At 37.4% G+C, this 19,761-nt stretch carries 16 protein-coding genes; 5 read left to right on the forward strand and 11 right to left on the reverse strand.

Annotated features, from left to right (window positions below; all coding sequences use genetic code 11):
• Positions 1–51 precede the first annotated feature (51 nt).
• Genes ilvD through ubiK form a run of 4 tightly spaced genes read right to left on the reverse strand, consistent with a single transcriptional unit; the run spans position 52 to position 5,780 of the window.
• Positions 52–1,902, reverse strand: coding sequence for a dihydroxy-acid dehydratase (ilvD, locus tag OOL07_RS07000; RefSeq protein WP_264695830.1), 1,851 nt, complete (start codon positions 1,900–1,902; stop codon positions 52–54).
• A gap of 48 nt (positions 1,903–1,950) precedes the next feature.
• Complete coding sequence (rep, locus tag OOL07_RS07005; RefSeq protein WP_264695831.1) at positions 1,951–3,954, reverse strand: DNA helicase Rep; 2,004 nt, start codon at positions 3,952–3,954, stop codon at positions 1,951–1,953.
• On the reverse strand, positions 3,941–5,458 hold the full coding sequence (locus OOL07_RS07010; protein ID WP_264695832.1) for a YifB family Mg chelatase-like AAA ATPase: 1,518 nt from the start codon (positions 5,456–5,458) through the stop codon (positions 3,941–3,943). The genes rep and OOL07_RS07010 overlap by 14 nt, the downstream gene beginning before the upstream one ends.
• 37 nt (positions 5,459–5,495) lie before the next feature.
• On the reverse strand, positions 5,496–5,780 hold the full coding sequence (gene ubiK / locus OOL07_RS07015) for a ubiquinone biosynthesis accessory factor UbiK (protein WP_264695833.1): 285 nt from the start codon (positions 5,778–5,780) through the stop codon (positions 5,496–5,498).
• Positions 5,781–6,099: 319 nt separating this feature from the next.
• Between ubiK and OOL07_RS07020 the strand changes: the two genes are divergently transcribed.
• Positions 6,100–7,185 (forward strand): porin, encoded by a 1,086-nt coding sequence (locus OOL07_RS07020; RefSeq protein ID WP_264695834.1) that lies wholly within the window; start codon positions 6,100–6,102, stop codon positions 7,183–7,185.
• 70 nt (positions 7,186–7,255) lie between these two features.
• On the opposite strand, the gene OOL07_RS07025 is transcribed toward OOL07_RS07020, so the two are convergent.
• The 4 genes from OOL07_RS07025 to OOL07_RS07040 form a co-directional block, all read right to left on the reverse strand.
• Positions 7,256–8,407, reverse strand: a complete 1,152-nt coding sequence (locus OOL07_RS07025; protein ID WP_264695835.1) for a hypothetical protein — start codon at positions 8,405–8,407, stop codon at positions 7,256–7,258.
• 187 nt (positions 8,408–8,594) lie between these two features.
• Entirely contained in the window at positions 8,595–10,061 is a 1,467-nt protein-coding gene (locus OOL07_RS07030) for a RimK family ATP-grasp domain-containing protein (protein WP_264695836.1), read from the reverse strand.
• A 224-nt stretch (positions 10,062–10,285) separates the two neighbouring features.
• Positions 10,286–11,296: a zinc-dependent alcohol dehydrogenase family protein gene (locus tag OOL07_RS07035; protein WP_264695837.1), complete on the reverse strand. Its 1,011-nt coding sequence runs from the start codon at positions 11,294–11,296 to the stop codon at positions 10,286–10,288.
• A 31-nt stretch (positions 11,297–11,327) separates the two neighbouring features.
• The gene (locus OOL07_RS07040) at positions 11,328–11,768 is read right to left on the reverse strand and encodes a GNAT family N-acetyltransferase (RefSeq protein ID WP_264695838.1); all 441 of its coding nucleotides are present in this window, start codon (positions 11,766–11,768) and stop codon (positions 11,328–11,330) included.
• Positions 11,769–11,847: 79 nt separating this feature from the next.
• On the opposite strand from OOL07_RS07040, the gene argA reads away from it, so the two are divergent.
• Positions 11,848–13,164: an amino-acid N-acetyltransferase gene (argA, locus tag OOL07_RS07045; RefSeq protein WP_264695839.1), complete on the forward strand. Its 1,317-nt coding sequence runs from the start codon at positions 11,848–11,850 to the stop codon at positions 13,162–13,164.
• 14 nt (positions 13,165–13,178) lie between these two features.
• On the opposite strand, the gene OOL07_RS07050 is transcribed toward argA, so the two are convergent.
• A complete protein-coding gene (locus OOL07_RS07050; RefSeq protein WP_264695840.1) occupies positions 13,179–13,712 on the reverse strand; it encodes an RNA pyrophosphohydrolase in 534 nt (177 codons plus the stop codon).
• A 123-nt stretch (positions 13,713–13,835) separates the two neighbouring features.
• Between OOL07_RS07050 and OOL07_RS07055 the strand changes: the two genes are divergently transcribed.
• On the forward strand, positions 13,836–14,495 hold the full coding sequence (locus OOL07_RS07055) for a histidinol-phosphatase (RefSeq protein WP_264695841.1): 660 nt from the start codon (positions 13,836–13,838) through the stop codon (positions 14,493–14,495).
• Here OOL07_RS07055 and OOL07_RS07060 read toward each other — a convergent pair.
• Positions 14,479–15,315, reverse strand: a complete 837-nt coding sequence (locus tag OOL07_RS07060; protein ID WP_264695842.1) for an XrtA/PEP-CTERM system-associated ATPase — start codon at positions 15,313–15,315, stop codon at positions 14,479–14,481. The genes OOL07_RS07055 and OOL07_RS07060 overlap by 17 nt on opposite strands.
• A 149-nt stretch (positions 15,316–15,464) precedes the next feature.
• Here OOL07_RS07060 and OOL07_RS07065 point away from each other — a divergent pair, with 149 nt between their 5' ends.
• Together OOL07_RS07065 and gatB are read left to right on the forward strand one after the other, a co-directional pair.
• Positions 15,465–16,784 carry a UDP-glucose dehydrogenase family protein gene (locus OOL07_RS07065; RefSeq protein WP_264695843.1) on the forward strand — a complete coding sequence of 440 codons (1,320 nt, stop codon included), beginning with the start codon at positions 15,465–15,467 and terminating at the stop codon, positions 16,782–16,784.
• A gap of 17 nt (positions 16,785–16,801) precedes the next feature.
• Positions 16,802–18,238: an Asp-tRNA(Asn)/Glu-tRNA(Gln) amidotransferase subunit GatB gene (gene gatB, locus OOL07_RS07070; RefSeq protein ID WP_264695844.1), complete on the forward strand. Its 1,437-nt coding sequence runs from the start codon at positions 16,802–16,804 to the stop codon at positions 18,236–18,238.
• A gap of 100 nt (positions 18,239–18,338) precedes the next feature.
• Here the strand turns inward: gatB and OOL07_RS07075 are convergent, their stop codons facing one another.
• On the reverse strand, positions 18,339–19,751 hold the full coding sequence (locus OOL07_RS07075) for an Ig-like domain-containing protein (RefSeq protein WP_264695845.1): 1,413 nt from the start codon (positions 19,749–19,751) through the stop codon (positions 18,339–18,341).
• Positions 19,752–19,761: the final 10 nt, after the last annotated feature.

Raw genomic sequence — 19,761 nt, forward strand, 5'->3', positions numbered from 1 at the left:
GAGGGAAGAATACCTGCTTTTAGAGATAACGTCTATGTTTAAGATGAAAAATTACTTTTTAAGTTGAGTAATATCCCGTACTGCTCCTTTTGCTGCAGATGTAGTTAAGGCTGCGTAAGCTTGAAGGGCTGAAGAAATAGGGCGATTTCTATTTTGAGGCTGCCAAGCTTGTATTCCTTTTTGCTCTATAGCCATTCTACGCTGGGCAAGTATTTGCTCATCTACTGCCAAATGAATTCGTCGATGAGGAATGTTGATTTCTATTACATCACCTTCTTCTACTAATCCAATTAATCCCCCTTCCGCTGCTTCTGGGGAAACATGACCAATAGACAGCCCTGATGTGCCTCCAGAAAATCTACCATCAGTAATTAAGGCACAAGCCATCCCTAACCCTTTTGCCTTTAAATAGCTAGTAGGATAAAGCATTTCTTGCATTCCCGGACCTCCTTTAGGCCCTTCATAGCGAATAATCACAATCTCCCCTGAATGGATGGAGTCGCTTAAAATAGCATCTACAGCATCTTCTTGGCTTTCAAAGACTCGAGCAGGACCAGAGAAAATCAAAATGGAAGGATCTACTCCAGCGGTTTTCACCACACATCCTTCTTTTGCAAGGTTACCATAGAGTATGGCCAATCCTCCATCTTGGCTATAAGCATGAGCAGCATCACGAATACACCCTTTTTCTCGATCTAGATCAAGATTTCGCCAGCGATTACTTTGACTAAAAGCTACTTGGGTTGCAATTCCTCCCGGTGCTGCTAAGTATCGACTCTGAATAGTCTCATCTTGAGTACGAGCAATATCCCACTGTTCAATAGCATCTCCCAAAGTTTGGCTATGAACCGTATATGCTTTCTGATTAATTAATCTTGCTTGATTTAGTTCTCCAAGAATGGCCATAACTCCTCCTGCCCGATGTAAGTCTTCCATATGGTATTCTGGGGTGGCTGGAGAAACCTTACATAAATGAGGCACTTTTAGAGATAAGCGATCAATATCTGCCATAGAAAAATCTACCCCTGCTTCGTGAGCAGCCGCAAGAAGGTGCAGTACGGTATTAGTGGATCCCCCCATAGCAATATCCAAGCTCATAGCATTTTCAAAAGCATCAAAGCTCGCAATTGATCTAGGCAATACCTTATGATCATCCTGCTCATAGTAACGCTTTGCTAAATCTACAATAATTCGTCCTGATTCTAAAAATAAATCTTTACGATCTCCATGGGTGGCTAATAAAGATCCATTACCTGGTAAGGATAATCCGAGTACTTCAGTCAAGCAGTTCATAGAATTAGCAGTAAACATCCCTGAGCAAGAACCACAAGTTGGGCAAGCAGATTGCTCATAGGTCATGACATCTTCATCACTAGCATAGAAATCTACCGCAGCTACCATAGCATCTACTAAATCAAGACTCATATTTTTTCCGTGAAGCTTAATTTTCCCCGCTTCCATGGGTCCACCTGAGACAAAGATAGTAGGAATATTAAGCCGCAATGCTGCCATCAGCATGCCTGGGGTAATTTTGTCGCAGTTGGAAATGCACACCATGGCATCAGCACAATGGGCATTGACCATATATTCTACCGAATCGGCAATAATTTCTCGGGAAGGTAGAGAATAAAGCATGCCACTATGACCCATGGCAATTCCATCATCCACTGCAATGGTGTTAAATTCTTTAGCTACTCCCCCTGCTTTTTCAATTTCTCTAGCAACTAATTGCCCTAGATCTTTCAAATGTACATGACCGGGAACAAATTGGGTAAAAGAGTTGGCAATGGCAATAATTGGTTTTTCAAAATCCTCTTCTTTCATGCCCGTAGCTCGCCATAGTGCACGAGCACCTGCCATATTTCTACCATGGGTTGTTGTTCGAGATCGATAAACCGGCATTGCTCTCTCCAAAAAATAGTTTAAGTTAGAAGTATTTTAATTTAAAAATTAATTTAATAATGTACGCAAATGCGCTAAATGAGCTTGTCCCCGCTGAATACGTTCAGCTGGATCTTTTGATGATTCTTGATTTTCCCATCTTAGATCTGCTGGAGGTAATTCTGATAAAAACCGGCTAGGTTCACAAGTGAACACCTCACCATATCGTTGGCGCTTTTCAGCTAGGGTAAACCACAAATTTCGTTGTGCCCGAGTGATACCTACATAAGCTAAACGCCGCTCTTCTTCTATAATGTCTTGCTCGATGCTGTTACGATGAGGTAATAGCTCCTCTTCCATACCTACCATAAATACGTGAGGAAATTCTAATCCCTTAGCAGCATGAAGGGTAGATAAGCTCACTGCATCCTGGTTTTTTTTCTCTTGGTTTCGCTCCAAAATATCTTGGAGACTAACGTGGGCGACTAGATCGCTGAGTGTTTGCTTATTGTCTCCTTGTTCATATACACGCCCTAACCACTGAACTAAATCTTCAATGTTTGCTATTTTTTTCTCTACCGTACGGGGATCATTATAGGTTTCAGTTAGCCAATGGTAATAGTCAGATTGTTTGATTAAATCCTTAACTACTTCAATGGGATCGCCACGTTGCCCTTGATCTTCTAAGTCAACAATCCATCGGGCAAAATTATATAATTTTTCTACTGCCTCTTTTGGAAGTTGGCTATTTAACCCTACTTCAAAGCAAGCACCTAGTAGACTTTGCTCCCGGCAAGTCGCATATTGTACTAATTTTTCTAGGGTGGCTGCTCCAATTCCTCGCCGTGGCATGTTTACGATTCGTAAAAAAGCGTGATCATCATCCCCATTAGTTAAAAGCCGTAGATAAGCCATCATATCTTTAATTTCAGTGCGATCAAAAAAGGAGGTGCCTCCACTCAAAGTATAAGGAATTCCTTGAGTACGTAAGGCTTTTTCAAAGGGTTGAGATTGATAATTACCTCGGTACAAAATGGCATAATCTTTAAATGCACAACGATATTTAAATTGATGGTACATTAGTTGAGCAATTACCTTGTCCGCCTCATGAAATTCATCTTGGCAAGAGAGTACTTGAATTGGATCTCCCTCACCTAAAGCACTCCAAAGTTGTTTTTCAAAAATATGGGGATTTTGGCTAATCAGCTGATTAGCTACCCGTAAAATACGGGCAGTAGAACGATAGTTTTGTTCTAACTTAATGACTGTAAGCTGAGGAAAATCTGCTTTAAGCTGGTGTAAATTCTCTGGACGTGCCCCTCGCCATGCATAAATAGATTGATCATCATCACCTACTACAGTAAAGGCACTCCACACGCCTGCTAAAGTTCTAATAAGCTGATACTGTGCCTCATTAGTATCTTGATATTCATCCACGAGCAAGTAATGCAAACGGTTTTGCCAGCGATGAAGTACTTCTATTTGAGAAGTAAATAAATATAGAGGCAATACAATAAGATCATCAAAATCCACTGCATTATAGGATCGTAGCCGCTGATCATAAATTTCGTACACTCGAGCAGCTAAATTTTCCTGTGGGCTGCCATCTTGCTTCAATGCCTGTTCAGGTGTGATTAAAGTATTTTTCCAAGCAGAGATTTGCCACTGTAAATTGTTTTTATCTCCATCATTGGTATACTCTTGTTGGCATATATTTGCAATCAGAGAGAGACTATCCTGAGAATCTAGCAGTGAGAAGTTCTTTTTAAGATTTAGATATTCCCATTCCTTGCGTAAAATATTTAACCCTAATGTATGAAAAGTCGAAACAGTTAGCCCTCGAGTTTTTTCTTTAGGTAAAAGTTGATTAATTCGATCTTTCATCTCTCGAGCTGCTTTATTAGTAAATGTAACGGCTGTAATAGTTCGAGCTGAAATCCCACAAGCTTGGATAAGGTAGGCTATTTTATGAGTAATCACTTTTGTTTTACCGCTACCTGCTCCAGCCAATACTAATAGAGGACCATCAATATGTCGTACTGCTTGTTTTTGTTGCGAGTTAAGCGTTTCCATAGATACGATCCAAGCGTCGATAGCCAATTGCCTCTGAGAGATGAGGTATCTCAATAGGTTTACTGTTCTCTAAATCAGCAATAGTTCGAGCTACTTTTAAAATACGATGATAAGCACGTGCAGAAAACCCTAAGCGTTCTGAGGCTTGTTCTAATAAAGAATAGCCTTGAGCATTAAGCATACATACCTGGCTAATTTCTTTGTTATTAAGCCAGCAGTTAAGTTTATTTGATCGGCTATATTGTACTTTTCTTGCTTTTTTTACTCTTACTTGAACTTGTATGCTTTGCTCTACAGATTCTTCTGCTTTAGAGTGTAATAAATTTAATGGTACTGAAGGTATCTCCATGTGAATATCAATCCGATCCAATAAGGGGCCTGAAACTTTAGCACGATATCGTTGAATTTGCTCTAAAGTGCATCGGCACTTTCCATTAGAATCTCCTAAATAACCACAAGGACAGGGATTCATTGCTGCAATCAGCTGGAATTTTGCAGGAAATTCTACTTGTTTTGCTGCTCGAGAAATAATAATTTTTCCAGATTCTAGAGGTTCTCTGAGTACTTCTAAAACTTTCCTTTCAAATTCAGGTAACTCATCTAAGAACAATACCCCATGGTGAGCTAGAGAAATCTCCCCTGGTTTGGGTTGCCCCCCACCGCCTACTAGGGCTGTTGCAGAGGCTGTGTGATGAGGTGCACGAAAAGTTCGATGCTGCCAGCTACGATCTGGATTAAAACCCTGGTTACTAATAGATTGCACGGTCGCGCTTTCTAAAGCTTCTTGTTCTGTCATTGGAGGCAAAATCCCTGGTAGACAGTTAGCTAGCATGGTTTTTCCAGCCCCGGGTGGACCAATCATTAACATATTATGACCCCCAGCGGCAGCGATTTCTAAAGCTCGCTTCGCTTGGTATTGACCACGCACATCACTTATATCTGTATAGCGGTTTTTGTTAACTTTAGGTAGATTTGGTAGCGGAGAAAGAGGGAATTGCTCTTGAAGAAATTGACATACTTCTAATAAATTAGAGGAAGAAAATATTTTAATATCAGAAACTAACCTAGCTTCTAGTAGATTTTCTTTAGCTATAATTAGAATTCGTTTAGCCCTTTTCGTTTGTAATGCAGTAGGCAATACCGCACGAACACTTCTCAACCCTCCGTCTAAGGAAAGCTCGCTAATAAACTCATAATCCGTTAAGTTTAAGGGAGAAATTTGTCCTGAAGCAGATAAAATACCTAATGCTATGGCTAAATCAAATCGCCCACCTTCTTTAGGAAGGTCGGCAGGTGCTAAATTGACGGTAATCCGCCGTGCTGGAAACTCAAAACGAGAATTGAGTAATGCTCCTCGAACTCGCTCTCTACTTTCTTTTACCGTAGCTTCAGGTAATCCTACAATGGTAAAAGCAGGAAGCCCATTGGAAAGATGTACTTCTACTGTAACTAAGGGGGCTTCAATTCCAGATTGAGCACGACTATAGATAACTGCTAAGGGCATGAATATAGATATGACTTAGCAGAAAATAAAATGAGGCTTATTCGTGCTTTTCTGTAGGTGTTTTAGAACTAGCACCTACTCCTAATTTCTCCTCTAGTTCAGCTACTTGTGCTTCTAGTACTTCTAATTTTATTCGAGTTCGAGCAAGCACTGCTTGTTGTACATCAAATTCTTCCCGAGTCACCAAATCTAATCGGGAAAAAGCACTACTGAGTATGGCACGAAAATTTTTTTCTATATCTTTTTGAATATCTTGCAATCCTGTAGGTACTACTTTTGATAATTTATGGGCAAGATCATCTAATATTTTTCCGTCAATCATAAGTTCATCCTTTAAATTCTCATACTTAAAATTAAGTATAACTTAATATTTATTTGCTAAGCTAAAGACTAGGTACTATATATAGTGGTTAATCGAGATTCTATTCATCTTTTTAAACTAGGATTTTACTATATTTTTAAAATTTAAAAAAAAGAGGCTGGATTCGATTAAAAGTAAAATAAAATATCAATTACGGCTAAGTCATCTACTGTCTATAGCAATTGCTTCAATTGCTATTCCCCTAGAGGCAGTAGATTTTAAAAAAAGTAATGGGCTTATTGATCTTCTATCGGAAAACAAACTAAGCCAAGAATCACTTATGAAACAGCTAGGGTTTTCTATAGATGGTTGGGTAGAAAGTGGCGTTGTAATTAATCCTTATCTTCCAAAGAGTGGCCGTAACGGTCCACTAACTTTTGATAACCGGGCTAATGTTCCAGTACTCGATCAGTTCTACTTATTCGTAGAGCGTGCTATTAGTAAGGAAGAAAATCAATGGAGTTTCGGTGGTCGAGCTGATTTCATGTTTGGGGTAGACGCTCCATTTACCCAGGAAACTGGGTTAGATATGAATATAGTAGACAATAACTTTTCAAATTTTTATAAAGTTGCTACTCCCCAATTTTATGCAGAAATTTTTGCCCCTTATGGAAAAAATGGCAAAGGGGTTAGTCTAAAAGTAGGTCATTTTTATACGATAATTGGTCATGAAACGGTAACTTCTCCTAATAACTTTTTTTACTCCCATGCTTATACCATGCAATATGGAGAGCCTTTCACCCATACAGGATTTATTACTCAGTCTGATATTACTAATAATATAAAAATTAATGCAGGAGGTGTTTTAGGCTGGGATAATTTTTCTAAAGATCCGCAAAATTTTAATTTTTTAGGAGGAATCAGTTTTGTTAGCAATGATGGGCGTAGTACTTTTGATGCTAATGTAATTACTGGCAGTGTATCTGCTCTACCCTCCAGCCTTCTCCATAGTGAACGTACTATGTATAGTCTTGTGTTTAACCATGATATTACTGATCGTTGGCATTATACTTGGCAGCATGATTTTGCAATCCAACATAACAATACAGCAAGCGATCAAGTGGATAAATGGTATGGTATGAATCAATACTTGATCTATAAGCTTAGTGAAAATCTTGGAATAGGGATGCGCTTTGAGTGGTTTCGTGATGCTAATGGTGTTCGGGTGTTTTCTAATGGACTCTCTGCTCCTGCAGACTATTTTGAATCAACCGTAGGGATAAATTGGAAAGTGGCAGAATGGGTTACTTTTCGACCAGAGGTTCGTACTGATTGGATGTACTCTAATACAGGCTATAAAGCGTTCGATGATAATACTAGGAGTAGTAGAGTCATCATTGCTGGAAACGTAATTATCAATTTTTAATCAATAAAATTTGATTACTTTTTTTGCTCTATTCTCAGAGTTTATCCTTAAGTATTTTATATTCAGATTCTTAGTTTCCAGAAAAATGTGCTACATGCTCTATCCCTCCTGCTTTAAGGGAAAAAAAGATAGAAATGAGCACTAAGATTTGATTTCGATAAAATAAAGAAATAAGAGATGCACGAAATTGGTTATCTAACCATGCAATAAGTGCTGTTATTGTAAATAAGTTAGTTAATGCCAATGCCCACCATCTAAAAAAATCATATCCAATAGGATATAAGCATAATGGACTTAATGTGGATAAAAGTAATAATAACTCTTTAGTCTTACCGTGCTTTTTGATTTCTTCAGAAACTAAGCTAATATAAATTAAAAAGGTGGGTATTAAAACAATAAATAGCTTGATATGATTCCTTACTATAAAAGGCTGATTAGACTTGATATCTTCCATTACTCTACCTATAGTTACATTTAAATTCTCTTTTAGTTCCCGATCATGTACTACTGCCACTGATTTTTCCATTACCATGGTTCCATAAGTATTGACTAGCTTTGCATAGTGCTCCTCTAAAGTACTATTTTTAGCTAGTCCAAAAGCTGAAACAACATATACAGTACATAATACTGTACCTAGCAAAAACAAAAGCCGTAATATATTTGCTTTACTGCTATCAAGGTAAAAAGAAAAAACTAATACTAATGGAATATGTATAAATAAGACAGCCTCATGAATGAGTATGGCAATAGCTATAAGTAAGTAAACAAAAATGTACTTATATGGTTTTTTAATTTTATGGATTAAAAACAGAGAAAGTAGAGCTAAAACAAAATTAATTCCATCCATATGTTGGAAATCAGCATAGAAGTGCTGGATAGTACCTGAATGAGAAAAAACGAATAGAAAGAATAATAAAAATCCGGTATGTTTCCAATAACCTTTAAAGGGAGCGATTGTTACAATAAGTAAAGCAGTACAAACGACAAAGAAGATACCATAAGATAGTTTAGTTACAAAATCATAACTCATTTGATAACCAAGCTGGCGAGCAAGCTCACCTACTAACCCTCGCTTTAAAAATTCATCTCTATAATCAAATAAAAACTGAGTGTATTCCCAAGAACATAATTTTCCTCCATAAAAACCATGAATCATAAAGAATAGAGAAACTAAAATACATAATATAGCTATTTGTATAGTAGTTATTTCTTCATTTTTCAAAATCAAAATATTTTTTTTATTATTTAATCGCATACCTTTGATATTTAGGTCTCTTTAGTCATCGAGAGTCTATACTGAGAGGGCATAATAATAACCAAGCTAATAAAGCGTTTGATGATAATACAAGGAGTAGCCGAGTTATTGTTACTGGAAACGTAATTATCAATTTTTAATCAATAAAATCTGATTACTTTTTTTGTTCTATTCTCATTACAAAAGTTTCAATGATTTGCTCATAGAGTTTATCCTTAAGTACTCCGTCTTCAACCCCAGCATCAATATTAGGGTTATCATTAATTTCAATTACTTTTACTCCGTGGGGAGTTTCTTTTAAATCCACTCCATATAACCCATCTCCAATTAAGTTCGCAGCTTTTAAACCTACTTTCATAACTTTGGCAGGTATATCCTCAACGCTTAGAGTTTGATACTTTCCATGTTTAGGTCGGTAAGGATTATTATGGTTGACGATTTGCCAGTGTTTTTTAGACATAAAGTAGCGACAGGCAAATAAGGGTTTTTTATTTAATACACCTAGTCGCCAATCAAAATCAGTATAAACAAATTCTTGAGCAAGTAGTAAGTCTGTTTTTTTAAATAATCTCTGGGTAATTTGAGCCAACTCTACTTTATCTGTTGCTTTAAATACGCCACGGGAAAAAGATCCATCAGGAATTTTAATTACCACCGGATAAGGGATATGTTGTTCTACTTTTTCCCAGTTTTTTTTATGAATCATCACTGTTTTAGGAATAGGTAAGTGATGGCTTTCTAGTATTTCTTTTAGATAAATTTTGTTTGTACAGCGTAGTATAGAGTCTGGATCATCAATTACCACCATCCCTTCTCTTTCTGCCTTTTTTGCAAAGCGGTAGGTATGATGATCAATTTGAGTTGTTTCACGGATAAATAAGGCATCATATTCAGCAAGCCGCCCATAATCTTGCTTTTGGATAAGCTCTATATTAACTCCAAGCCGTTTTCCTACCCTAATAAATTTATTGAGCGCTACAGGATCAGAAGGAGACAATTGCTCTTTAGGATTGTGTAATATAGCTAAGTCATAACGAGCATGAGATCGGCTCTTAGGCTTACGCCATGGCTGGCTAAGATACCCTTCTAAGGCAATAAAAAAGGAATTAGCTTGTTCAGAGGTAAGCTTGTTAAAAGCAAAGGGTTTAATCGCTGTAATGCGCCAATAACTATGATATTGAAATTCAACTTGCAAAATTGGCGTTCGAAAAGTTTCAAAAAGTAAGCGACCAAGCTCTTTTAATTCTTTAAATTCACAAAGACCAAAAAATAAAACTAAAGTAAATACTTTTGCCTCTTTATTCTCTTCTCTTCGGGATAAAATCTTATCTAGCTTGGCCGTTAAATTTTTAATATCTAAGCTATAAATAGCTTTACGACTCAAATCTTGAATAGTTCGTACCGTAGGAACAGATTTATGCCCTCTTGCCTCTGCAAGTAAGGAGCAGTAATAACCAAGACTTAAATAATGGTAACTACGGCATAAATTAATAATATGAAAATGACTCTTTTTGGCATATTCAGGAAGCGTAAGGTAATCTTTTGCCGAAATGATAGGAAGAGAGGGATAGCTCTCTTTCCAGTCGGAGAGACGATCCAGTAATAAGAGATGTTCAGCCATGCTTTATGGTCTTGCTATCATTAAGCAGGCTCAAAGCCATTATAGAAGCGTAAATTATTAGATGATAAAATAAATACTTAGCCACTGGTTTTTATATCTATAAAAAATATCTTAATTTTATTTTTTTGATGGTAGATTTTTTCTATATGATTAGAAAAAAATACAAAGTACTTAAGAAAAATATTTCTAACCTAAGGGCTATTATATTTATTTTGTACTAAAAGCTACCACTTAATTACAATTTTTCCAAAATGTTGACCGTTTTGCATTTTATCGAATGCATCAGCCAGTTCATCTAAACTAAAACTACAATCGATAACTGGTCGTATACCTGTTTGTTCAAGTGCAGCGATATAATCTTGTTGTTGACAGCGATTACCTACGATTAAACCCTGTAATCTAATTTGCTTAGTCATTAATCGGCGAGTAGATAGAGTACCTTGTTGCCCCGTAAGGATACCGATTAATGCAATATGACCACCTGCTTTAGTTGCAATAATTGACTGATCTAGAGTACCAGGTCCACCCACTTCGACCACATGATCTACACCATCTTCTGTAATTTCTAATACCTTTTTACCCCATTCTGCTATTTCTTGGTAGTTAATCAGATAATCAGCACTCAATATTTTGGCACGATCTAATTTTTCATTAGAAGAGGAAGTGCATATTACTTGAGCCCCCGTTGCTTTAGCAAGTTGTAATGCGGCAATGGATACTCCGCCCGTACCTAGCAACAAAACTTTTTCACCTGCTTTAAGAGAACCATTTACAATTAATGCGCGCCAAGCAGTTAATCCAGCTGTAGGAATGGTAGCTGCTTCAGTATACCCCCAGCCACAAGGGGCTAAAGTAAAATCTGTAGCTGGTCTTACCACGTATTCACAGGCAAAGCCATCGATGCCATCCCCCGGAGTACCTGAAAAATTGGTAACTTGTGTAAATGGTAACCCATTTTGCCACTGGGGAAAAAAACAAGATACGACTAAATCACCCACTTTAAACTCTGTTACACCTTCACCAACTTCTTCAACTACTCCTGCCGCATCTGCCATTAGTACTCGACCGTCAGCGGTAGGAATGCTTCCATTAGCAACTAAGAGATCGTGAAAATTTAATGATGAGGCGTGAACTGCTACCCGAATCTGATTAAATCCAGGTGCACCAGGATCAGGCAAATCAGAAATTTTAAGGTGATCAAGACCTCCAGGTGAGCAAACAGTAACTGCTTTCATAATTTTTTCTTAAAAATATATCGAATTACTCTCATTTAAACTGTTTCTCTAAGCGTACTCCATCCATACCATCTTCGTAGTAGCTTTTGAGTTCTTTAATTTTTTTATACCCTAATTGGTGAAATAATCCTAATGAAGCAAGATTATCTACTCGAATTTCTAAACGAAGAGAAGTAGATCCTCTGGCTTGAGCAAAAATTTCAGATTCTTTCACTAGTGCTTCCCCAATTCCTTTTCTACGAGCAGTTGGGTTGACTGCAATAGAATATAACCGTGCTATTTTTGAATTTTTTCTAAATAATAGTAACCCATAACCTAATATTACTCCGTTTTGCTCAGCTACTAGTATCTGTCCATTGGCTTGAGTAAGCATATAGCGAACTTGGCGATGAGAAAGGCGATCTGAGTTGAAACAAATATGCTCCAAAAATATTAAGTGATCTAAATCAGAAAGAGTAGCTTGTCGAATCACAAATCTTTAAAAAAATTAAAATGGCTTTTATTTTTATCGCAAAGCTAGGCTGTATTTTAGTAAAAATATTTAATTAAAAATGGCTAATTCTACTCACTTATTACCAGAAATTCATTGGCTTAGGAATTCCTCCCCCTACATTTATGCCCATCGAGGAAAAACTTTTGTTATTTCCTTTAGTGGAGCATTTATTTTAGATGCGAGATTTCTCTGCTTTGTCCAAGATATAGCCCTTCTATATAGTTTAGGAATACGCATTGTATTAGTACATGGTGCGGAAACTCAAATTGAGAATATTCTAACTCAAAATAATTTAAATTTAAGCGAGGTTAATGGTATACAAATCATACATTCTGGACTCCTACCTCACATTAAAGCAGCATTAGGTGCTACTCGAATTGAATTAGAGTCCTTGTTTTCCATAGGGCTAACACATTCTTTTATGGTAGGGATGAGTATACAAATACTATCAGGTAATTTTATTACAGCTCGCCCCTTAGGAGTAAGGGGTGGTGTGGACTATTGCCACAGAGGGGAAATAAGAAAAATAGATATCAATGCAATACAGCAATCTTTAAACCAAGGATCCATTGTGTTGATTTCCCCCATAGGTTATTCCCCTACTGGAGAATCTTTCTATCTTGATAGAGAGGAGATTGCTGCAGCTATAGCAATAGCAATGGGAGCAGATAAGCTTATTTTTATGATGCAATCTACTGAGATGGACTCAGTATCTCTGCCTCAAGAGCTATCCCCTACAGGAGTAACTCAATTTATCCAATCCTATCCTAAGCTCCATCCATCTTTAATCACCCATTTACTTAATGCAGCCCATGCCAGTCAGTACGGAGTAAAGAGAGTTCATATTATTAACAAAGATACGGATGGTGCATTGCTTATGGAGCTATTTAAACGAGATGGGGTAGGAATCCTCATTACTAATGCTATTTTTGAAGATACTAGAAAAGCAACTATAGAGGATGTAGGGGGAATTTTAGAACTCATCACTCCTCTTGAACAAAAAGGACTATTAGTACGAAGACCCAGAGAACAATTAGAAACTGAAATTCATCGATTTATTGTAATGGAGAGGGACAAAATGATTATTGCTTGTGCCGCTCTATACCCTTTTGCAAAAGAGAAAGTAGGAGAACTTGCATGTTTAGTGGTTCATCCAGAATATCGCAAATCAGGACGAGCTACAGCGTTATTAGCAACTATTGAAAAAGCAGCGAAACAAAAAGGGTTAAATCAACTCTGTGTGCTTACCACCCAAACTTTCCATTGGTTTCAGGAACGAGGGTTCGTACTTACTGATTTGGAAGCACTACCTGAAAATAAACGAGCACTCTATAATTATCAACGCAATAGCAAAATCTTGATAAAGCCCCTATAGTATTTTGTTTCCGATCAACGCTTATTGTATTTATATAAACTTCTATAATGTCTTCTAGGTTTAAAAGGGCGATAATCAGGAAAAATTAAGGGTGCCAGCTCATTAAGTGCTCTATGATATACTTTGCGCTTAAAATATACGATCTCATTCAAAGGATGCCAATAGTTTACCCATCTCCAGTAATCAAATTCTGGAACATTAGAAAAATTTAGTTGTACATCTTGATGCTGACCAATAAAGCGAAATAAATACCAAATCTGCTTTTGACCAATGCATAAAGGTTTATTATCATAACGAATAAAATGCTGAGGAAGGCGATAATGCAGCCAATTCCGAGTGCAACCAATAATTTCTGCGTGATTTGGTTTTATTCCAATCTCTTCTTCTAATTCACGATATGCCGCCTCCTCTGGAGTCTCATTTTTTTTTACCCCACCTTGCGGAAACTGCCACGCCTGTTCTTTAATACGCCGTGCCCACAACACTTTATTATCAGGATTACATAGAATAATTCCTACATTTTCTCTAAAACCATCTTGGTCAATCATGACCTGCTACACCCTTTACCTTAAGATAACGATTATCATATTTTAAGATATCTAAATTTTAACACTTAGATCTAAATTATTGGCTATTTATAAAGAAATTTAAAATAAGGACGTAATGAAAAAATGGGATTGGCAATATTTGATTTAGATAATACATTGATTGGAGGGGATTCTGATTATTTGTGGAATTTATTCTTAGCAGAACTAGAAATTGTTGATGGTACTCATCGAATGGCAAAAAACGATGTGTTCTATCAACAATACTTAGAGGGTATTCTAGATATTTACGAGTTTCTTACTTTTCAATTTGAGCCACTAAAAAACCACCCTGTTAGCCAGCTCACTACGTGGAGATCCCAATATATTAAAGAAAAAATTCAACCTATTATTTTACCTAAAGCCCTAGAGCTAATTAATTTTCATCAAAGGCAAGGGCATATATTACTAATTATTACCGCAACTAATCGATTTATTACCCAACCTATTGCAGAAATACTGGGTGTGAAGCATCTCATTGCGACTGAACCTGAAATGCAAGATGGATGTTATACAGGAAGAGTGGTAGGAACTCCTTCCTATCGAGAAGGTAAAATAACCCGTCTAAACGAATGGCTAGCTACACAACATCTATCTTTAAATAATCCTAGCTGGTTTTATAGTGATTCCCATAATGATATTCCTTTGTTAGAGCGAGTCACCTATCCCACTGCAGTGGATCCAGATAAAAAATTAGCAAATCATGCTAAAAATGAAGGTTGGAAAATTATCAGTTTGAGAACCTAGAGTCATTCGTAAAACTCTCTAAACTTGTCTCTTCAATAACGGATTGAACCGTATCCTCACTAATAGTATGTAATTCTTCAGTATAGGCATGAAGTAATAATCGTTCACAAAAAATATTGATCCGCCGGGGAATACCTTGGGTATGTTTATATATCAACTGGTAAGCATCACTAGTGATTACAGGATCCTTATGCCAACCCACATGTTTTAAGCGGTGTTCAATATAGCCTTGAGTTTCTTCTCTGCCTAGAGGGCTAAGATGGTAGGCAGCGATAATTCTTTGCCGTAAGTGTTCCATACTTTTTAAAGCTAAAATTTGCCGTAGCTCATTCTGCCCTAGCAAAAAGCATTGTAATAGTGCTTTACCATTAATTTGAAAATTAGAAAGGAGTCTTAATTCTTCGAGGGAATCTGAAGGCAGATCTTGAGCTTCATCTACAATTAACAGTACACGCCTACCTCTTTGAGTTTGGTTAATTAAAAAAGATTCAAGATTTTTTAATAATGCAGCTTTCGTTAATCCTTCATAGGTCAGGTGATAGGAAGCAGCAATGTATCGGAGCATATCGCTTGACTCTAATTGAGTTGTGCCTATTTGGGTAGCAATGACATCATTCTCAAGCTCTGAAATAAGCATTTGAACGAGCATACTTTTACCAGTGCCCACAGGGCCGGTAATAGCAATAAACCCCTCTCCTTGCATAAGTCCATAGCGTAGATAAGAAATAGCCCGTTTATGGATAGTACTTCCATAAAAAAATTGAGGATTTACACTGAGTTGAAAGGCTCTTCCCGTTAAATTATAAAAACTTTGATACATAAGTACTTTATTATAAAGAGGGTTTTAAATGTAATTTTTTATTTTAGCAACAAATAAATAAGCCTTATAATACAGTTTCTATAAATGATAAATATACATTATTGAATATCTACCTTTAAAAAACCAAATTACGAAAAAGTTAGAAGAAGATGAAAGTTACAATTTTTGGATCAGGTTATGTAGGGCTAGTTACTGGAGTTTGCTTAGCAGAGGTAGGTAATGAGGTCCTTTGTATTGATATTGATGAGCAGAAAATTACAGCCCTAAAACAAGGAAAATCCCCAATCTATGAACCTGGATTGGAAGCTTTATTACAAAAGAATATAGAGGGAAATCGAATTGATTTCACTACAGATATATCCTTGGGAGTAGCTCATGGTCTTTTTCAATTTATTGCAGTAGGCACTCCTCCTGATGAAGACGGAGCGGCCGATTTACAGTATGTTCTCGCCGTTGCTAAAAGTATAGCCGAATCTATGGGAGATTACCGAGTTATTATCAATAAATCTACTGTACCGGTAGGTACCGCTGATAAGGTTAAAGAAACCATTCAGAAAACCCTAGATAGCCGGAAAGTAAATGTTGAGTTTGATGTGGTTTCAAACCCTGAATTCCTTAAAGAGGGTGCAGCGATTGAAGATTTTATGAAGCCCGATCGGGTTATTATTGGTACTGATAATCCACGAACTACCGAATTGTTGCGAGTATTGTATGCACCATTTAATCGAAATCATAATCGGCTTATTACTATGGATATTCGATCGGCAGAGCTTACTAAATATGCAGCCAATGCCATGCTCGCCACTAAAATTAGTTTTATGAATGAGCTGGCTAATCTTTCTGAAAAATTAGGTGCAAATATTGAACAAATCCGCCAAGGAATTGGTGCCGATCCTCGAATTGGCTATCACTTCATCTATCCTGGATGTGGGTATGGAGGATCTTGTTTTCCTAAAGATGTAAAAGCTCTAGAACGCACTGCTCGGGGAGTTGGCTATCATGCACAGTTACTGAGTGCTGTTGAAGCAGTCAATGATCGGCAAAAAAATATACTTTTTAAAAAAATAAAAAATCATTTTAAAGACAATCTTTCAGGAAAGACTATTGCACTTTGGGGGCTTTCATTTAAACCTAATACAGATGATATGCGAGAAGCTCCCAGTCGCACTTTAATAGAAGCTCTTTGGGAAGAAGATGTTCGAGTACAGGCCTATGATCCAGTGGCTATGGAAGAGGCACGGCGTATCTATGGAAAAGAAGAAAAACTTACTCTATGTAAAATGCCAGAGGCTGCATTAGAAAATGCAGATGCACTGGCTATTGTGACAGAATGGAACATATTTCGTAGCCCAAATTTTGAAAAAATTAAATCTACCTTGAAGGAAGCTATTATTTTTGACGGTCGTAATTTATACGACCCTTTGCTCTTAGCAAAGCTAGGTATTACTTATTATTCAATTGGACGGTAATTTTTAGGATTTTATCTATGCAATGGGAATCGGTTATTGGGTTAGAAATTCATACCCAGCTTGCCACGCAATCTAAAATTTTTTCAGGAGCAGCTACTGCCTATGGGGCACTACCTAATACACAAGCTTGCGCAGTAGATTTAGGATTACCCGGGGTGCTTCCAGTGCTTAATGAAGCAGCAGTAAAAATGGCAGTAAAATTTGGGTTGGGAATCCATGCGGACATTACCCGTCATTCTGTATTTGCTCGTAAAAATTATTTTTATCCAGATTTACCTAAAGGCTATCAAATCAGCCAATATGAGCTTCCCATTGTAGCAAAAGGTCATATAACCATTAGGTTAGAAGATGGCACTGACAAAAGGATTAATATTACCCGTGCCCATTTAGAGGAGGATGCAGGAAAGTCTCTCCATGAAGATTTCCAAGGAATGACTGGGATCGATTTAAATCGGGCTGGCACACCTCTATTAGAAATTGTCTCAGAGCCAGAACTACGCTCTGCAAAAGAGGCAGTCGCTTACATGAAAAAAATCCATACCTTAGTGCGTTATTTAGGCACTTGCGATGGTAATATGCAGGAAGGATCTTTTCGTTGCGATGCTAATGTCTCGGTACGTCCTTTTGGGCAAGAAACTTTTGGCACTCGTACAGAACTTAAAAACATCAATTCCTTCCGTTTTGTAGAGCGTGCTATTGAATATGAAATTGAGCGCCAAATTGAAGTTTTAGAATCGGGGGGCACCATTACTCAAGAAACCCGTTTATTTGATCCCAGTAAAAATGAAACTAGACCCATGCGCAGTAAAGAAGAAGCTATGGATTATCGATATTTTCCAGATCCTGACTTGCTCCCTTTAGTGATTGATGATGAATTTATTGCGGCAATTAAAACTACTCTACCAGAGCTTCCTGATACAAAGCGAGAACGGTTTATTAATGAATATCAACTCTCTGCTTATGACTCAGATGTATTAACTTCAAGCCGAGAATTAGCAGATTACTACGAGCAAACGGTACAAGCGGTAGGTGGAGAACCTAAACTTTGCGCCAATTGGGTGATGGGGGATTTGGCAGGTGCCTTAAATAAAGAAGGCAAAGAAATTCAACAGTGCCCTGTTTCTCCTCAACAACTAGGAGGGTTAATTCAAAGAATTGTCGATAATACCATTTCTGGAAAAATTGCAAAAACAGTCTTTGAGCAAATCTATGATCAGCAAGGTGATGCTAATGAAATTATTGAACGTTCTAGCTTAAAGCAAGTGACTGATACTGCCAGTATTGAAAAACTTATTGATGAAGTGCTGGCGGCCAACCCTGATCAGCTTGAACAGTATCGATCTGGAAAAGATAAGCTATTTGGCTTTTTTGTAGGTCAAGCGATGAAAGTATCTAAGGGTAAAGCTAACCCTCAACAGCTCAATGAAATACTTAAGAAAAAACTGAATAGCTAAAAATATAGCGTATTTAGTAAATGCAATGTTTAATAAGTCTATATGCCGTAAGGCATATAGACTTATTTGTAGTCCTCGGTTCTCTATAGCTTTAAATAAACTATTCTTTATTGCAAAGGGTTTGTATCACCCGATTACAAGTACTCTCTGAATTACAAGCGACTATCATCGGACTAGATTGTCTTTGATTCAACGAATTGCTGATAGAAGAGTCTGCGAAAGAAGGAATAATAGAAAAGGAATTTCCAGAAATATTACGTCCATTTAAGGAGTTTCTATTTCTTCCTTTACTAGAAGAGCCTATAGAAGAACTTATGGCAGGGATTTCACAAGAAATAGTAGGCAGATTAGATGTAGGCACCTCTGAATTATAGCTAGGCGAATTTGGGATAGGTGCTGGTGGGTTATATCCACGGATAGGTGGGCTAAAAGTAGAGGTAGACGCACTAGGATTATAGCTAGGTGGGTTTGGGATAGGTGCTGATGGATGATATCCACGCATTATCGGATTAGATCTAGAAGTAAATGCTCCTGGATTAAAAGAGGGCGATCCTGAACCTGAACTAGGTGGATTAGGATTAGATGATCCTGAGTTTGATCCAGAACCTGAGCTAGGCGGGTTAGGATTAGATGATCCAGAATTTGATCCAGAACCTGAGCTAGGCGGGTTAGGGTTAGATGATCCAGAATTTGATCCAGAACCTGAACTAGGCGGGTTAGGGTTAGTGGTAGATGATCCAGAATCATCAGAACCAGATGAGTTAGAGTCAGATGCCCCAGAATCACCAGAGTCATCTGGATCAGGGGCAAATAAATAAGCTAGCGAGCTCATAATGGAGTTAGAGGTAGATACTCTATAAAAATCACTTCCCATATAATTTGCAGTGACACTAGTATTCACAGTTCCTTCCCTTGTACCGGGTATGGAAATATCAGAGAAATTAGCTGTTCCATTACCACTTAGAATTGCTGTTCCTAAAGACTTACCTGCACCATTAAGTGCCACCTGACCTGTAGGAATTCCATCACTAACTGTTGGAATAACAGATAGGGTAAAATTATTATCTCCAGAGGTGTTAGCTAGGCTAGTTACAGTTTGAATCAGTGGTTTAGCCACTTCTATGGTTTGTAAATCAGAAGTAGAGAGTGCATTATTTTCATCCCCAGTATAAACAGCAGCCAAGCTAAAAGTGCCTGCAGGAATCTGATCAGTGATTAAAGTAGCTTGCCCATTTTCAACTGGAGCTATTCCTACAAGTACTCCGTTTCTCATAAAACCTATACTACCTGTTAAAGGAGATGATCCCTCCACTTGTGCAGATAAGGTAGTCAGCTCACCTTGACGTATAGAATCGGATATATCTGTAATGGTAGTAGTAGTGGTTGCTTTGTTATTGTTAAATACTGAATCTAAATAAGCGATTCGTAGCTTTAACCAATTAGTGAAGTAATTGATTTCTCCCTGATAGCTACCCGCAGCTTCTGCGTTAGGCCATACTCTTATGCCTTGCATGGGCCATCTG

Origin of the sequence: Candidatus Nitrosacidococcus sp. I8 (assembly GCF_945836005.1) — a bacterium.
Taxonomy (GTDB): domain Bacteria; phylum Pseudomonadota; class Gammaproteobacteria; order Nitrosococcales; family Nitrosococcaceae; genus Nitrosacidococcus.

Bases quoted from the DNA above. Each gene is read 5' to 3' on its own strand.
- ilvD (WP_264695830.1), bottom strand. From the start codon at position 1,902: ATGCCGGTTTATCGATCTCGAACAACAACCCATGGTAGAAATATGGCA.
- rep (WP_264695831.1), bottom strand. From the start codon at position 3,954: ATGGAAACGCTTAACTCGCAACAAAAACAAGCAGTACGACATATTGAT.
- OOL07_RS07010 (WP_264695832.1), bottom strand. From the start codon at position 5,458: ATGCCCTTAGCAGTTATCTATAGTCGTGCTCAATCTGGAATTGAAGCC.
- ubiK (WP_264695833.1), bottom strand. From the start codon at position 5,780: ATGATTGACGGAAAAATATTAGATGATCTTGCCCATAAATTATCAAAA.
- OOL07_RS07020 (WP_264695834.1), top strand. From the start codon at position 6,100: ATGAAACAGCTAGGGTTTTCTATAGATGGTTGGGTAGAAAGTGGCGTT.
- OOL07_RS07030 (WP_264695836.1), bottom strand. From the start codon at position 10,061: ATGGCTGAACATCTCTTATTACTGGATCGTCTCTCCGACTGGAAAGAG.
- OOL07_RS07035 (WP_264695837.1), bottom strand. From the start codon at position 11,296: ATGAAAGCAGTTACTGTTTGCTCACCTGGAGGTCTTGATCACCTTAAA.
- argA (WP_264695839.1), top strand. From the start codon at position 11,848: ATGGCTAATTCTACTCACTTATTACCAGAAATTCATTGGCTTAGGAAT.
- OOL07_RS07050 (WP_264695840.1), bottom strand. From the start codon at position 13,712: ATGATTGACCAAGATGGTTTTAGAGAAAATGTAGGAATTATTCTATGT.
- OOL07_RS07055 (WP_264695841.1), top strand. From the start codon at position 13,836: ATGGGATTGGCAATATTTGATTTAGATAATACATTGATTGGAGGGGAT.
- OOL07_RS07060 (WP_264695842.1), bottom strand. From the start codon at position 15,315: ATGTATCAAAGTTTTTATAATTTAACGGGAAGAGCCTTTCAACTCAGT.
- OOL07_RS07065 (WP_264695843.1), top strand. From the start codon at position 15,465: ATGAAAGTTACAATTTTTGGATCAGGTTATGTAGGGCTAGTTACTGGA.
- gatB (WP_264695844.1), top strand. From the start codon at position 16,802: ATGCAATGGGAATCGGTTATTGGGTTAGAAATTCATACCCAGCTTGCC.
- OOL07_RS07075 (WP_264695845.1), bottom strand. From the start codon at position 19,751: ATGCAAGGCATAAGAGTATGGCCTAACGCAGAAGCTGCGGGTAGCTAT.